11 protein-coding genes are annotated in these 13917 nt (G+C 69.9%); 5 read left to right on the top strand and 6 right to left on the bottom strand.

All coding sequences use genetic code 11. The features are described from left to right. Nucleotides 1–166: 166 nt before the first annotated feature. The 4 genes from ABZ848_RS36885 to ABZ848_RS36870 all read left to right on the top strand — a co-directional run bounded on the left by ABZ848_RS36885 (nt 167) and on the right by ABZ848_RS36870 (nt 3977). Nucleotides 167–913 (top strand): hemolysin III family protein, encoded by a 747-nt coding sequence (locus ABZ848_RS36885; protein WP_360839037.1) that lies wholly within the window; start codon nt 167–169, stop codon nt 911–913. A gap of 122 nt (nt 914–1035) precedes the next feature. Next, nucleotides 1036–2583: an MFS transporter gene (locus ABZ848_RS36880; protein ID WP_360839035.1), complete on the top strand. Its 1548-nt coding sequence runs from the start codon at nt 1036–1038 to the stop codon at nt 2581–2583. Nucleotides 2584–2585: 2 nt separating this feature from the next. Next, nucleotides 2586–3227 (top strand): TetR family transcriptional regulator, encoded by a 642-nt coding sequence (locus tag ABZ848_RS36875; RefSeq protein ID WP_360839034.1) that lies wholly within the window; start codon nt 2586–2588, stop codon nt 3225–3227. A gap of 33 nt (nt 3228–3260) precedes the next feature. Next, on the top strand, nt 3261–3977 hold the full coding sequence (locus ABZ848_RS36870) for a Mut7-C RNAse domain-containing protein (protein ID WP_360839032.1): 717 nt from the start codon (nt 3261–3263) through the stop codon (nt 3975–3977). Here ABZ848_RS36870 and ABZ848_RS36865 read toward each other — a convergent pair. The 6 genes from ABZ848_RS36865 to ABZ848_RS36840 all read right to left on the bottom strand — a co-directional run bounded on the left by ABZ848_RS36865 (nt 3974) and on the right by ABZ848_RS36840 (nt 13310). Then, the gene (locus ABZ848_RS36865; RefSeq protein WP_360839029.1) at nt 3974–6379 is read right to left on the bottom strand and encodes a galactose oxidase-like domain-containing protein; all 2406 of its coding nucleotides are present in this window, start codon (nt 6377–6379) and stop codon (nt 3974–3976) included. The genes ABZ848_RS36870 and ABZ848_RS36865 overlap by 4 nt on opposite strands. Beyond that, nucleotides 6376–7569, bottom strand: a complete 1194-nt coding sequence (locus tag ABZ848_RS36860) for a glycosyltransferase family 2 protein (RefSeq protein WP_360839028.1) — start codon at nt 7567–7569, stop codon at nt 6376–6378. Before ABZ848_RS36860 ends, ABZ848_RS36865 begins: the two co-directional genes overlap by 4 nt. Further along, nucleotides 7566–9224: a phospholipid carrier-dependent glycosyltransferase gene (locus tag ABZ848_RS36855; RefSeq protein WP_360839027.1), complete on the bottom strand. Its 1659-nt coding sequence runs from the start codon at nt 9222–9224 to the stop codon at nt 7566–7568. Before ABZ848_RS36855 ends, ABZ848_RS36860 begins: the two co-directional genes overlap by 4 nt. After that, nucleotides 9221–10489: a glycosyltransferase gene (locus ABZ848_RS36850; RefSeq protein ID WP_360839026.1), complete on the bottom strand. Its 1269-nt coding sequence runs from the start codon at nt 10487–10489 to the stop codon at nt 9221–9223. The genes ABZ848_RS36855 and ABZ848_RS36850 overlap by 4 nt, the downstream gene beginning before the upstream one ends. A gap of 192 nt (nt 10490–10681) precedes the next feature. After that, nucleotides 10682–12712, bottom strand: a complete 2031-nt coding sequence (locus tag ABZ848_RS36845) for a thioredoxin domain-containing protein (RefSeq protein ID WP_360839023.1) — start codon at nt 12710–12712, stop codon at nt 10682–10684. Continuing rightward, nucleotides 12693–13310: a helix-turn-helix domain-containing protein gene (locus ABZ848_RS36840; protein ID WP_360839022.1), complete on the bottom strand. Its 618-nt coding sequence runs from the start codon at nt 13308–13310 to the stop codon at nt 12693–12695. Before ABZ848_RS36840 ends, ABZ848_RS36845 begins: the two co-directional genes overlap by 20 nt. Nucleotides 13311–13401: 91 nt before the next feature. Between ABZ848_RS36840 and ABZ848_RS36835 the strand changes: the two genes are divergently transcribed. Then, entirely contained in the window at nt 13402–13896 is a 495-nt protein-coding gene (locus tag ABZ848_RS36835) for a hypothetical protein (protein ID WP_360839021.1), read from the top strand. The last annotated feature ends 21 nt before the right edge of the window (nt 13897–13917 follow it).

The following is a 13917-nucleotide window of genomic DNA, read 5'->3' as shown; positions in this document are numbered from 1 at the left end:
GCCTTTCGTGTACGACGCGTTTATTTGCGTGCACGTAGGGTTCAAGTGACCGTTTCTTTGCGCGGGAATCCTGAGTGGTCAACTGCCGTGAGATGATGGCCACTCTTCGCCGGTTCTCAGCCCGCACTAATCCGTAACTTACGGTTCCGTAGGTACGATGCCGGGCATGACTGCGCCCGTCCCCGACGCACGAACGGACACGCCGGCCGCCGGCCGCGGTCCCAGCGCGCCCTCCCTGCCGCACCAGTTGAAGCAGCACGCACAGCACCTCGCCGAGCCGATCAAACCGAAGCTCCGCGGCTGGCTGCACCTGGGCATGTTCCCCGCCGTGCTCGTCTCCGGCCTGGTCCTCACGGCCCTCGCGGACTCCTCCCGGGGCCGGATCGCCTGCGGGATCTACGTCCTGACGGCCTGCCTGCTCTTCGGCGTGAGCGCGCTGTACCACCGGGGCAACTGGAGCCCGCGGATGGACGGCATCCTGCGCAGGCTGGATCACGCCAACATCTTCCTGATCATCGCGGGCACCTACACGCCCCTGACGATGCTGCTGCTGCCCGGCGCGAAGGGGCAGTGGCTGCTGTGGGGCATCTGGGGTGCCGCGGCGGCGGGCATCGTCTTCCGGGTCTTCTGGGTCGGCGCCCCGCGCTGGCTCTACACCCCCTGCTACATCGCGATGGGCTGGGCGGCGGTCTTCTTCCTGCCCGACTTCATGCGCACCGGCGGCATCGCGGTCCTCGTCCTGGTGATCGTCGGCGGCCTCCTCTACAGCGCGGGCGGCGTGATCTACGGCATCAAGCGGCCGAACCCGTCACCGCGCTGGTTCGGCTTCCACGAGGTCTTCCACTCCTTCACGCTGGCCGCCTTCGTCGTCCACTACGTGGGGATCTCGCTGGTCGCCTACCAGCACGCGTAGCGCCTCACGGGCACACCTTCAGGGCCACGGCTGCTCAGCCGTGGCCCTTTTCGCATGCCCGAAGCAGATTGAGAGCCCAACCCGATTGACAGCAACCATATTTTGAGAGCTACTCTCATTTAATGGTTACTACCACCTTGAACCCACGGCGCTGGTGGGCCCTCGGGGCCCTGGTCGCGAGCATGCTCACGCTCGGCTTCGACACGACGATCCTCAACGTGGCGCTGCCGACGATGGCTGCCGACCTGGGCGCCAGCACCGGCCAGCAGCAGTGGATGGCGGACGCGTACGTCATCGTCTTCGCGGCGCTGATGCTCCCCGCCGGACTCCTCGGCGACCGCTTCGGACGGCGCCGGATGCTGATCGCCGGACTCGGCGTCTTCCTCGCCGGCTCGCTGCTCGGCGCCCTGGCCGGGGACGTCAACCAGGTCATCGCGGCCCGCGCCCTGATGGGCGTCGGCGCCGCCCTGATCACCCCGCTCGCGCTCTCCGTGCTGCCCACGATGTTCGACACCGACGAGCAGCCCAAGGCCACCGCCATCGTCACCGCGGCCTCCGCGCTCGGCCTGCCGCTCGGCCCGATCATCGGCGGCTGGCTGCTGAACAACTTCTGGTGGGGCTCGGTCTTCCTGGTCAACGTCCCGATGGCCGCGATCGGCATCGTCGCCTGCGTCTTCCTGCTCCCCGAGACCCGCGACCCCGCCTCCCCCAAGGTCGACTCCCTCTCCACCGCGCTCACCGCGACCGGCCTCGGCGCCCTGGTCTACGCGATCATCGAGGCGCCCACCCGCGGCTGGGGCGACCCGCTGGTCCTGGGCATGCTCGCCGCAGCGGTCGTACTCATCGCCGCTCTGGTCGTGCGGGAACGCCGGGTCGAGCGCCCCATGCTGGACATGACCCTGCTCGCCCACCGCGGCTTCCTCTTCAACACCATCGCCGCGACCCTGGTGATGTTCGTCCTGTCCGGCCTGCTGTTCGTGCTGCCGCCCTATCTCCAGGCCGTCCTCGGCAACGACGCCCTCGGCACCGGGGTCCGGCTGCTGCCGATGATGGGCGGCCTCCTGATCGCCTCCCGCACCGCCCCGCAGGCCGCCGTGCGCTTCGGCGGACGCGCCACGGTGAGCGCGGGCCTGGTGGTCCTGGCCTTCGCGGCCTTCCTCGGCAGCCGTACGAGCGTCGACTACGGCTACGGCTACACCGCGCTCTGGCTCTCCGTCACCGGTCTCGGCTTCGGCTTCGCGCTCATGCCGGCCATGGGCAACGCCCTCGGCGCCCTGCCCCGCGACCGCGCCGGCAGCGGCTCCGGGCTGCTGATGACGCTCCGACAGGTCGGCGGCGCGATCGGCATCGCCCTGCTCGGCAGCCTGCTCTCCAGCACCTTCCAGGACCGGCTCGACGTGACCGGGCTGCCCGCCCAGGCCGCCGACACCGCCGGGGAGTCCGTGGTCGCGGCGCACCTCGTCGCCGAGAAGACCGGCTCGGCGGATCTGCTGGCCTCCGCCAACAGCGCGTACGTGCACGGCATGGGCCTGGTGCTGCTGGTGTGCGGTGTCGCGGCACTCGTATCGGCACTCCTGTCGGCGGCGTTCCTGCCGGGCGGCCGGACCGCGCCGGCCGCCGCGACGCCGGCCGAGACCCCGGAGATGGCCGCCGAGCAGGCGGATGCCTGACAATGACCGGCATGACGGCCGCACATACCCCCTTCTCCCCCGCCGACCGACCCGGGCTCGGCCTGCGCGAACGCAAGAAGATCAAGACCCGCGAGGCGATCCGTACCGCGACCTACGGGCTGATCAAGGAGCAGGGCTACGACTCCACGACGATCGAGCAGATCGCCGAGCGCGCCGAGGTGTCGCCGTCGACCGTCTTCCGGTACTTCCCCACCAAGGAGGACATCGTCCTCACGGACGAGTACGACCCGGTGATGCTGGAGGAGTTGCGCAAGCGGCCCGCCGACGAGTCGTGGATGGACTCCATGCGGTACGTGCTGCACCGCTCCCACGAGCTGATGATGGTGGAGGACCCCGAGGTGATCCGGTTGCGGACGCACCTGGTGGGGCAGGTCCCCGCCGTCCGCTCCCGGATGGTCGAGAGCATGTCGGCGACCGGGTCGCTGCTGCGCGAGGCCCTCGCCGCGCGCACCGGCCTGGACGCCGACAGCCTGGAGGTCCGGGTCTACGCGATGTCCCTCACCGGCGGCCTCCTGGAGGCCTACATGTACTGGGCGGACAACGACTGCAAGGGCGAACTCAGCGACATCGTGGACCGGACGCTCACCATCCTGGAACACGGCTTCCCCGCCGAAAACCCCTGAGCCCGGCCTCCCCTCCCGTGACATCCTGACCGGGTGAACGGTCCCGAGATCCACGTCGAGTTCGCCCCCGAGCTGACCCTGTTCGTGCAGCGCGCCCCGCGCCGGACCGTCGTCACCGACGGCGTCTCCTCCCTCGGCCATGTCGTCGAGTCGACCGGCGTCCCGCTCACCGAGGTCGGGGCGCTGTGGGTCGACGGCCGTGAGGTGCCCACGTCGTACGTCCCCGCCGCCGGCGACTCGGTCGAGGTGCGATCCGTCGACCGCCCCCAGCAGGTCCCCGGCGCTCCCCTGCGCTTCCTGCTCGACGTCCATCTCGGCACCCTGGCCCGCCGGCTGCGGCTGCTCGGCGTGGACACGGCGTACGAGTCGACGGACATCGGCGACCCGGCCCTCGCCTCCCGCTCGGCCGCCGAGAAGCGCGTGATGCTCAGCCGCGACCGGGGGCTGCTGCGCCGCCGCGAACTGTGGGCCGGCGCCTACGTCTACAGCACCCGCCCCGAGGACCAGCTCCGCGACATCCTGGACCGGTTCCGCCCCGAACTGCGGCCCTGGACCCGCTGCACCGCCTGCAACGGCCTGCTGAAGGAGGCCACCCTGGAGGAGGTCGCGGACCAGCTGCACGGCGGGACGCAGCGGTCGTACGACGTCTTCGCGCAGTGCCAGGACTGCGGGCGCGCCTACTGGAAGGGCGCGCACCACGAACAGCTGGTGGCCATCGTGGAGCGCGCCCTGGAGGACTTCGCGAGTTAGCTCTTGCGGAGGTCCGCCTTTCCGCAGGCGACGCCGTCCCCGCTCGGGTCGAGGCCCAGTGGGTCGTCCTTGCCGTTGACCTTGAGCCGGCCGTAGTCGTTCTTCTTCAGCCAGGCGCAGCGTGAGGCCGTGGTCTTCTTCACGCCCTTCGGGAAGGCCGTCGGCACGCAGACGTTGATGGTGCCGTAGTGCCGGTCGCAGCCGGAGATGGTGACGGAGACCTTCTGCGACTTCCGCTGCTTGCCGGGCTCGACCACCTTGCCCGACAGGGAGTCCGCGAAGGAGTGGACGTGTGCGTCGGCGGTCTCGGCGCTGAGGGCCTGCGGGCCCGCCAGGTGCACCCACTTGGCCACCGACGGAACACCGTTGGCGTCGACCGCGAAGAGCATGTACCAGCCGGGCGGGGCCACGTTCGGGTTGCTCGTCACGTTCAGGTCGACGTTGTTGCCGTCGACGGACAGCGGCAGGTCCACGAACCGCTGGTTCGGGTCCGAGGAGTGCGTGACCGCGGCCGGGCGGATCAACTCGGCCTTGGCGATGGGCCGGTCGACGGTGATCCGCTGGGTGTCGCCGTAGTTCCACTCGGTGTCGATCACCGAAGTGATCGTCGGCCGCGTGCCCTTGAGGAGATAGGGCGGGGTGTAGATCGACACGTTGTGGTTCCAGGTGCCGTTGCCCGGGTTGTCACCGGTGGCCATCACCCGGCCGTCCGGCAGCAGGAACGCGGACGAGTGGTAGCCGCGGGCCTCGGGGTCGGCGGCGACGGGATCGAAGGTGTTGGAGTCAGGGTCGTAGATCGACGCCTCGAAGACCGGGTTGGCCCGGTTGTGCAGACCGCCGCCGGTCTCCAGCACCTTGCCGTCGGGCAGCAGTACGGCGGAGACGTACATCTTGCCCTGGTTGCCGGTCTCCGCCACCGGCCCGTTGCCCAGGTCCACCGTTCCCTGCGGGATCAACGGGCCCGCCGTGTAGGCCGGGTTGGCCTGCTTGAGGTCGATGACGTCGGTGAGGCGGTTGCCCTCCGGGTTGGAGTCGATGTTGCCGCCGCCGATGGTGAGGACCTTCTGGTCCTGCGCCGGAGGCAGCAGCACGCTCGCGGACTGGTCGCGCTGGTCCTTGTTCTGCAGCCCCGGGACCTGCGTGATCGTGTTCGCGCCGTAGTCGTAGATCGCCGAGCCGGTGCCCGGGATGTTGTTGCCGAAGACATGGCTGCCCGAGTAGAAGAGCCGGCCGTCCTGCATCAGGATCATCGACGGGTACAGACCCCAGTACGACCAGGTCTGGTTGACCTGCCACAGCGCCAGCCACTTCTGCTCGGCGTCCGACCAGTACTCGGCGGTCACCGACCCGGTCGAGTCCTCGCGCAGCCCGCCGAAGGAGATGACGTCACCGTTGCCGAGCTCGGTCGCCGACGGGTACCAGTGGCCGTCGTTGAGGTCGTTCGTCTTGCTGTACGTCTCGGTGACCGGATCGAAGATGTACGAGTCCTTGTAGCCCTCGTAACCGTGCGAACCGTCCGCCGCCGGGAACGCCTTGTTGCCGCTCAGCACCAGCACCCGGCCGTCCTGGAGCTGGATGTGCCCGGAGCAGAACATGTCCTTCGGGGTCGGGATGACCTTGTAGGAGCCGTCGGCCGGGTTGTAGACGGCACTCGTGAAGGTGCCCGCGTTGAAGTTCTCCTCGCTGTTGCCGGAGCCGGCGATCAGCAGGACCTTGCCGTTGTTGAGGACGACGGAGTGCATGGAGCGCACCGGGTTCTGCGTGGGCAGCACGTCCCAGCGGCCGTTGGCGCACTCGTCCGCCGTGCCCGTGCAGGTCGCGGGCGGGGTGACGTCGGGGACCTGGTCCATCGTGTAGTCGTCGGTGGTCGCCGAGCCGGTGCCGTAGACGGAGACGCCCCAGGTGATGCGGTCGGTACCGGCCGGGACCTCGGGTGTGCGGACCGTGGCCTGGGTCCAACTGCCCTGCATCTCCAGCGTCTTGAGGTCGGTCCAGTACTGCCAGCCGGCCGTGGTGTCGTGCCGGAACAGGGTGATGTTGGCGTCCGGTGTGGTCGTCTTGTACCAGAGCGAGAGGTCGTACTGCTTGCCGACCGCCACGGCCGGCGCGCAGTCCGAGGTCTCCAGGATCATGGCCTTGCGGTCGCCCTCGACCCGCCGGGTCAGCGTGACCTTCATGGCCTTGGACCCGGAGTGGGCGTCCGAGGTGGTCTCGAAGCTGAAGTCGTTGTCACCCCACCCGGACTTCTCCCAGCAGTACGGCATGTCGCCCGAACCGGCCGTCTCGAAGCCCGGGTTGACCACGAGGTTGGCGGCCTGCGCCGACTGGGGCGAGGTGAGCAGCAGACCGGCGGTCAGGGCACCCACCCCGACCAGCGCCGTTCTCCTACGGGATCTGTTCACGCGGCTCTCCTTGCTTCCGTGCGTCCCCCGCGCCCCCTGCGCGGGAGATAGACCAGCGCTTCGGTCCCGACGAAGCGCAGTACGAACGTCGTCACCAGCGCGAGCGCGGTGGCGGACAGGGCCCCCATCCCCAGCCGGTCCACGAACAGCGCGATCAGCGGGATGCGCAGCACGAGGTCGGCGTTGGCGAGCAGCGCGAACCGGCCCGCGCGGTCCCACCGGTTGCGGTGCTGCCGGCGGTCGCGGAACAGCAGATGCTCGACGAGGACGAAGTTCCAGGCCACGCCGAGCTGGTTGGCGAGGATCTCGGCCGGTACGTAGTGCAGGCCGAGGGCCATCAGGGCCCACAGGCCGACCAGGTTCGGCAGGAATCCGCTCGCGCCGATCAGGCCGAAGCCCACCATGCGGGCGATCGGCGAGGCGGTGCGCAGGCCGACCAGGTGGCGCAGGAAGCGGAAGCCCTCCTGCGCGCTCGACTTGGACTCCCCGGCGAACCGGTCCTGGAAGACGAACGGCACCTCGGTGACCTGGCGCGGGCGGCTGCGGACCGCCAGCTCCAGGAGGATCTTGTAGCCGAGCGGCTTGAGGGCGTCGGCGGTGATGTCGCTGCGCCGGATCGCGAAGAAGCCGGACATCGGGTCGCTGATGCCGTGCAGTCTGCGCGGGAAGAGGGACTTGGTCAGCCAGGTCGCCCCGCGGCTGACGGCCACCCGGTAGCTGCCCGCGAGCCCCGCGCGGCTGCCGCCCTTGATGTACCGGGAGGCGACCACGAGCCCGGCGTGCGCGCGCTCGCCGGTGGCCACCAACTCCGGTACCAGCGACGGCGGATGCTGGCAGTCGCCGTCCATGACGACGATCCAGTCCGACCCGGCCGCCCGCATGCCCTCGACGACCGCACCGCCGAGCCCGCCGACGGGCTCCTCTCGGTGCAGCACGGTCACCGGGAACGGACAGTCCTTGGCCGCCTCGTGGATCACCTCGGGGGTGTCGTCGGTGGAGTCGTCGACGAAGACGACCTCGCAGGGCAGCCGGGACGGCACCGACTCGGTGATCTGGTGCAGGAGTTGACGGATGTTCGCGGATTCGTTGTACGTCGGTACGACGATGGTGACGGCACCCGGCTCGGCGACTTCCGCGCCGCGTACGGCGGGATCGCCCAGCTTTCCGGGGGCGGTGTACTCGTGGGTCATCGCAGGCCTCCGTCAGCCGTACCGGTCGTCTGGACGTGCCGGATCTCGATGCGGTCGGGACCGGTGCCGAAGGTGGCGACCGGGGTGGAGTGCTCGATGGCCGCCTTCACGTTGGGCAGGTCCACCGCGTCGCGCCGCACGGTCGGGGAGGCGACGACGTAGTCGATGTCCTTCCAGCCGTTCGGCATGGTCTTGGTGACGGCCGGGTCGAGGTCGGCCTTGTAGAACCAGATGGCGCCGAGCCCGGGCCGGTACCCGTCGTGCACCAGGTCCAGCCAGAGCGCGTCGTCGACCAGGACGCGGGTGTCCTTGGGGTCGGCGACCTCGGTGGTGAGCCACTTGGAGGCGGCCCGGTAGGGGGCGTTGGCGTCGGCGGTGACGGCGGTGTGATCACCGTCGTACCACTTCGGTACGACGTACGCGCCGGCGGCGAGCGCGAGGACGGCGGCGAGGCTGTAGCGGCCGTACGTCATCCATTTGTGCTCGTCGGGCCGCCGCCACCTGCGCAGGACGCCGTGGGCGACGGAGGCGGTGCCCGCGGCGAGGACCAGGGCGAGGAAGGGCAGCGCCTGGATGACGTACATCGCGGGCAGATAGCCGTTCGGGCGCAGGGCGAGCGCGGTGAGGATCGCGACCGTGAGGGCCGGGCCGGCGAGGGCGCGGGCGGTGACGGACCAGCGCCAGGTGGCGATCAGCAGGAGGGCGCCCGCGAGGCCGCCGAGCGGCAGGACACGGTCGTAGTAGAGCCAGGAGTGGAGCACGCCGTACGAGCCGGAGGACTGGTCGAGGATGAAGCCCGAACCGGGCCTGGTCATCTGGTACTTGATGCCGTCCCAGAGGGACACGTGTCCGCCGCCGGGGAGCAGCTCGCCCTTGAGCAGGGCGAAGAGGGGGTAGCTGAAGCCGATCAGGGCGCAGGCGGTGACGGCTCCGGTGACCGCGAACTTGCGGGTGTCGCGGTGGCTGTGGCGCCACATGGTGACGAACAGGGCGGGCAGGACGACGAGCATCGTCTCCTTGGTGAGCACGGCCGTGGCGGCCGCGAGGCCCGCGCCGAAGTGGTGCCACAGGTGCCGGCTCGGCGAGGCGGCGAGGGTGAACGCGACCAGCGTCCACATCACCGCGAGGTTGTCCAGGAAGATCTCCCGCTGGAGCACGACCGAGAGCGGCGAGAGGCCGAACAGGGCCATCGCGAGACCGGCGGCCCAGCGGGGCAGCGACAGGCGGCGGCCGAGGACGTAGACGAGGACGGCGCTGACCGCGGAGACCAGCAGCATGACGACGCGCATGGAGCCGACGGTCATCGAGCCGGGGCTCAGCAATGACGGGATCCAGGTCAGCACGGCTATCTGGATCCAGCCGAGCGGCGGATGGTCGTACCAGTACGTGTAGTGGGCCAGGCCCCGGTCCTGCTGGACCGCCCAGGCCTGGGCGAGGTAGGTGCCCTCGTCGTCGCTGAGCGTCGGGTAGTCGGCGATGTTCCAGGCCTGCACGACGAGGATCGCCACGAGGAGCGTGCCGCACAGGATGAGGTCGGGGCGGGAGGAGCGGAGGCGCCCGGACGGCGTCGTTCGACCGGTCGAACGGGCTTCAGGCACAGGCTGGCGCTGCGCGGGGACCGTCGGGGTGGTCACCGCGGGAAGGGTGGAGGTCACGCAGGGACGTCCTCTCGGATTACCGCTGTGTCGTTGAGATGTGCGCCGACATGGCTGGTCAACTCCCAGTCGTTGCGGCCGCGTTGCTCACGCCAGACGGCGCGGATGGCGGCCCCGGCCAGGAGGACCTGGTAGAAGGGGCCGCCCACGACGAGCTTGAGGTAGTGGACGAGCCGGACACGGAGTCCGTACTGCTTGCCGAAGTCGTGCAGTCCGACGACTTCGAAGACGAAGGTGACGGCCGCCGTGACCAGCGGCAGGAAGGTGAGGAAGGCGATCCCGACGGGCACGTCGAGGAAGAGCGCGACCGCCGCGTTCAGCGGGATGATCACGCCGGAGAAGGCCTGCAGGAACGGTGTCATCAGGGTGTAGCGTGCGAGCAACCGCTGCCCGAAGCCCGGGAGTTGCTTCCAGTCCTTCTTCCGGTAGACCTGAAGGAAGCCCTGGTTCCAGCGGGTTCGCTGCTTGAGCAGCGACATGAGGCTTCCGGGTGTCTCCTCCCGGGTCACCATGTCGGAGTCGTAGGCGACGACGACCTTCTTGCCGACGGACGACAGCCGTACGCCCAGATCGCAGTCCTCGGCGAGGCAGTTGGGATCCCAGCCGTCGGCTTCCCGCAGTACGTCGGTCCGGACGAAGACGGTGTTGCCGCCGAGCGGGATGAACCCCTTCTGCGCGTGCAGATGGAGTCGCGAGCGGAACCAGAAGAAGTACTCCAGGCAGTTGCGCAGGGAGTACCAGCTGGAGTGGAAGTTGATCAGCTGGACACCGCCCTGCACGACGTCGGCGCCGGTGGTCCGGAAGGCGTGGTCGACGTGGGCGAGGAGCTCCGGGTGGACCTGGTCCTCGGCGTCGAAGACCCCGACGACATCGCCGCGGCAGTGCGGCAGCGCCGTGTTCATGGCCTTCGGCTTGTTCTTCTTCTCGTGGGTGTCGACCACGACCCGCACGCGCGGGTCGCGTTCGGCGGCCGCCTCGGCCACCGCCGTGGTCTCGGGGTCGTCGTGCCCCACGATCACGATGATCTCGAAGTCGGTGTGGGTGGACTCCAGCAGCCGCTGGATGGTGTGGTCGAGGACGGCTTGCTCATGCCGCGCCGGCAGCAGCAGCGAGAACGAGACATGTTCGTTCCCGTCCGGTCTGCTGAACCGGGTGGAGGCGAGCACTTCCGGCGTGCGCCATGCGTGCATCTGCCACCACAAAGTGAAGGCGGCCATCCAGAAAAGGGCCAGTGAAACGGCAGCGATGAAGACAGACGTAAGCAACAGATCCCCCCAGATCCCCAATGCCCCCTGCCGCGACCGTGTGTCACACCTGTCGCGTTACTGTGTAGACATTAGGGGCGATCTGTGAAGCCCGCAGGCCGTTTGGATGAAGAGCGCGTTTCGTCACAACGGGACCATAGAGTGAACAATTCGAACACCGGCTGCGTGCGGGTTCGTTACGCCCTTGTCGTTTCAGCTGTTCAGCGCGGTCCGCAGGCGCTCGGCATCGGTGGTCGGCGCGTCGCAGGTGAAGTTACGGCAGACGTACGCGGTGGGCTCGCCGCCGACGAGCGGCCGGTCGGCGAGGAGCGGGAACTCATCACTCTCCGGCACCCCCACGGCGACGACCGCACCCGGGGCGGTGCCCAGAAGTGCCGTACGGTGCAAGGCCCTTGTCGCCTCGTCGTCCAGCGCGGGCCCGACGATCGCGACCTCGCGCGGCCCGTCGAGCAGCGCCTCGGCGACCGCCAGCCCCCACCCGATGAACCGCGGCACGCGCGGCCCCAGCGCCTTCACGACACCCAACGCCCGCTCGGCGGCGGCGCGATGAGGCTCGGCGCCGGTCTGCGCGGCATAGCTCAGCAGCGCGCCCGCTGCGGCGGTCCACCCGGAGGGCGTCGCGTTGTCGGTCGGGTCCTGCGGCCGGCGGATCAACCGCTCTGCGTCCGCTGCGGTGTCGTACAGCGCCCCCGACTCGGCATCGACGAACCGCGCGAGCACATGGTCGAGCAGGAACCCCGCGAATTCCAGCCACACCCCCTCCCCCGTGACGGCCCCGAGCGCGAGGAACCCCTCGGCCACATCAGCGTAGTCCTCCAACACCCCCGCATTCGCGCCGACTTGCCCGTCCTTGCTCGTACGCGAGAGGCGGGCCTGCTCATCCAGATGCAGTCGTACGAGGAGGTCGGCGGCGCCGGTCGCGGCCTCGACCAGGTCGGGGCGGCCGAAGTAGGCGCCGGTCTCGGCGAGCGCGGCGACGGCGAGCCCGTTCCAGGCGGCGACGACCTTGTCGTCCCGGCCGGGGGCGTGGCGTTCGGCCCGCTTCTCCAGCAGGCGCTCACGGACGGAGGCGATCTTCCCGGCGTCGAACAGCCCGTCCTGCTGCGGGAGTTGGAGGACGGACTGCCCGTGTTCGAAGGTGCCCTCCTCGGTGACGCCGAAGTAGTGGGCGGCGAGTTCGGCGTCGTCGTCCCCGAGCACCTCCCGGAGCTGCTGCGGAGTCCACACGTAATAGGCGCCCTCGACGTGCCTGCCACTCCCGTCGTCGCTGTCGGCGTCGAGCGCGGAGGCGAACCCGCCCTCGTTCGTGCGCAGTTCGCGGACCATGAAGTCGGCGGTCTCCAAGGCGACCCGGCGGGCGAGCTCGGAGCCGGTGGCACGCCAGAGGTGGGCGTAGACGCGGCAGAGCAGGGCGTTGTCGTACAGCATCTTCTCGAAGTGCGGCACCACCCACTCCCGGTCGACGGAGTAGCGGGCGAAGCCGCCGCCGAGCTGGTCGTAGATGCCGCCGCGGGCCATCCGCTCGCAGGTGTCGGCGGCCATCTGGAGGGCGCCCTCGGCACCGGTGCGGGCGTGGTGGCGCAGCAGGAACTCGATCACCATGGACGGCGGGAACTTGGGGGCGCCGCCGAAGCCGCCGCGCTGCGGGTCGTACTCGCGGGTGAGCCCGAGCAGGGCGCGCGCGAGCTCCTCGTCGCCGGGGACCTGGGCGTCGCCGTAGGAGATCTCCCGCTGCGCGAGGTCGCGCACGATCTTGCCGGCGACCTCGGCGACCTCGTCCCGCCGGTCGGCCCAGGCGGCGCGGACACCCTCCAGGACCTGCCGGAAGGAGGGCGAGCCGTGGCGGGGGGCGGGCGGGAAGTAGGTGCCGAAGTAGAAGGGTTCGGCGTCCGGGGTGAGGAACACGGTCATGGGCCAGCCGCCCTGCCCGGTGGCGGCCTGCACGGCCTCCATATAAACGGCGTCGACATCGGGCCGCTCCTCGCGGTCGACCTTGACGCTGACGAAGTGCTCGTTGAGGAAGCCGGCGGTGTCCTGGTCCTCGAAGGACTCGTGAGCCATGACGTGGCACCAGTGGCAGCTGGAGTATCCGACGCTCAGCAGGACGGGCTTGTTCGTCTTGCGGGCTTCCTCGAAGGCCTCGGTCGACCAGGGCCACCAGTCGACGGGGTTGTCTGCGTGCTGGAGGAGGTACGGGGACGTCTCATGGGCCAGTCGGTTCACTGTTCCACTCTCCCACGGGCTCGGGAGCCGCGTAGAAGCGCAGGAACATGTGGCGCGCCCCCTCCGGGGCGTCTTCCGGGCTGTGGCCGTACCGGTCGAGCAGCTCCTGGTAGGCGTGGACGAACTCGATGAGGTCTTCCCTGGTCATCCAGGTGCCGGTGCGCTGGACCTGGGCCCAGCCCTCGGGGCCGCGGTACTCCTGGTGGGCGCGGCGGAACAGGCGGGTGTCCATCTCGATCTTCAGCAGGGCGAGTTGCTCGGCCGCCGCGTACTCCTCGGGGCCCATCGTCGCCGGGTCGGGCGTGGTGTGGCTGAACGGCAGCGTCCGCCACCACCGCTCCCGGCCGCCGGACTTCTCCGGGATCTCCTCGATGAGCTTCTGCTCGGCGAGTTTGCGCAGGTGGTAGCTGGTGGTGCCGGAGCTCTCGCCGAGCTCGCGGGCGAGCACGGTGGAGTTGGCCTCACCGTGCCGGCCGAGGTAGTCGAGGATCCGGCGGCGCAGGGGGTTGCCGAGGGATTTGTAGAGGGCGGTGCGTTCGAGGCCGGTCAGCTCGGTGCGCTCGGCGCCGGTCGTCGGGGCGGGCGTGCCGTCGGTCATGCGGCCCACGGTAACCCTGAGAACCCTGACTCATCCCTGATGTCTGCCGAGTTTTCTTTGCAGAATTTTCTCTGCGGTCTAGCGTGGAGGCATGGGAACGGAGAAGCGGCACTGCAGGAAGCGGTTCATGGGGTGGACGCTGCTGTTACTGGGCGTGGCGGTCGGCGCGTCGGTCGTGGCGCTGCGGAGATGGTCGCTGGTCCTGCTGGGCGCCGCGGCGGTGCTGCTCGTGCCGTGGATGGTCGTGCTGGGCCTGACTCTCCCGGCCGACACCGAGGCGCGGAACTGGTCGGTGGCCTGGATCGGCCTCGACGTCCTGATGGCGGCGGGCTGCGCGGCAACGGCCCTGCTCGGTCTGCGCGGCGACGCCCGTGCCCGCCTCACGGCCTCGGCTACGGCGGCGGTCGCCGTACTGGACGCGTGGTTCGACATGACGACGGCCCGCCCCGGCACCGAGCTGACCCGGGCGGTCGCTTGCGCGGCGGCGGAGGCGGCGCTGGCCGCGGTCTGCGTCCGGCTCGCCGTCAGGGACCGCCGCGCCCCTCGCGAGTGCCAGCCACCCGGTCGCTCCAGGCCCCACCCGTGATCGCCGCCCTCTGTCGCTCGC

This window comes from Streptomyces sp. NPDC047081 (assembly GCF_040643775.1).
Lineage (GTDB): Bacteria > Actinomycetota > Actinomycetes > Streptomycetales > Streptomycetaceae > Streptomyces.
This window is presented reverse-complemented; position numbering and strand designations above follow the sequence as displayed.

Bases quoted from the DNA above. Each gene is read 5' to 3' on its own strand.
- ABZ848_RS36860 (WP_360839028.1), bottom strand. From the start codon at position 7,569: ATGACCCACGAGTACACCGCCCCCGGAAAGCTGGGCGATCCCGCCGTA.
- ABZ848_RS36875 (WP_360839034.1), top strand. From the start codon at position 2,586: ATGACCGGCATGACGGCCGCACATACCCCCTTCTCCCCCGCCGACCGA.
- ABZ848_RS36840 (WP_360839022.1), bottom strand. From the start codon at position 13,310: ATGACCGACGGCACGCCCGCCCCGACGACCGGCGCCGAGCGCACCGAG.
- ABZ848_RS36880 (WP_360839035.1), top strand. From the start codon at position 1,036: ATGGTTACTACCACCTTGAACCCACGGCGCTGGTGGGCCCTCGGGGCC.
- ABZ848_RS36885 (WP_360839037.1), top strand. From the start codon at position 167: ATGACTGCGCCCGTCCCCGACGCACGAACGGACACGCCGGCCGCCGGC.
- ABZ848_RS36835 (WP_360839021.1), top strand. From the start codon at position 13,402: ATGGGAACGGAGAAGCGGCACTGCAGGAAGCGGTTCATGGGGTGGACG.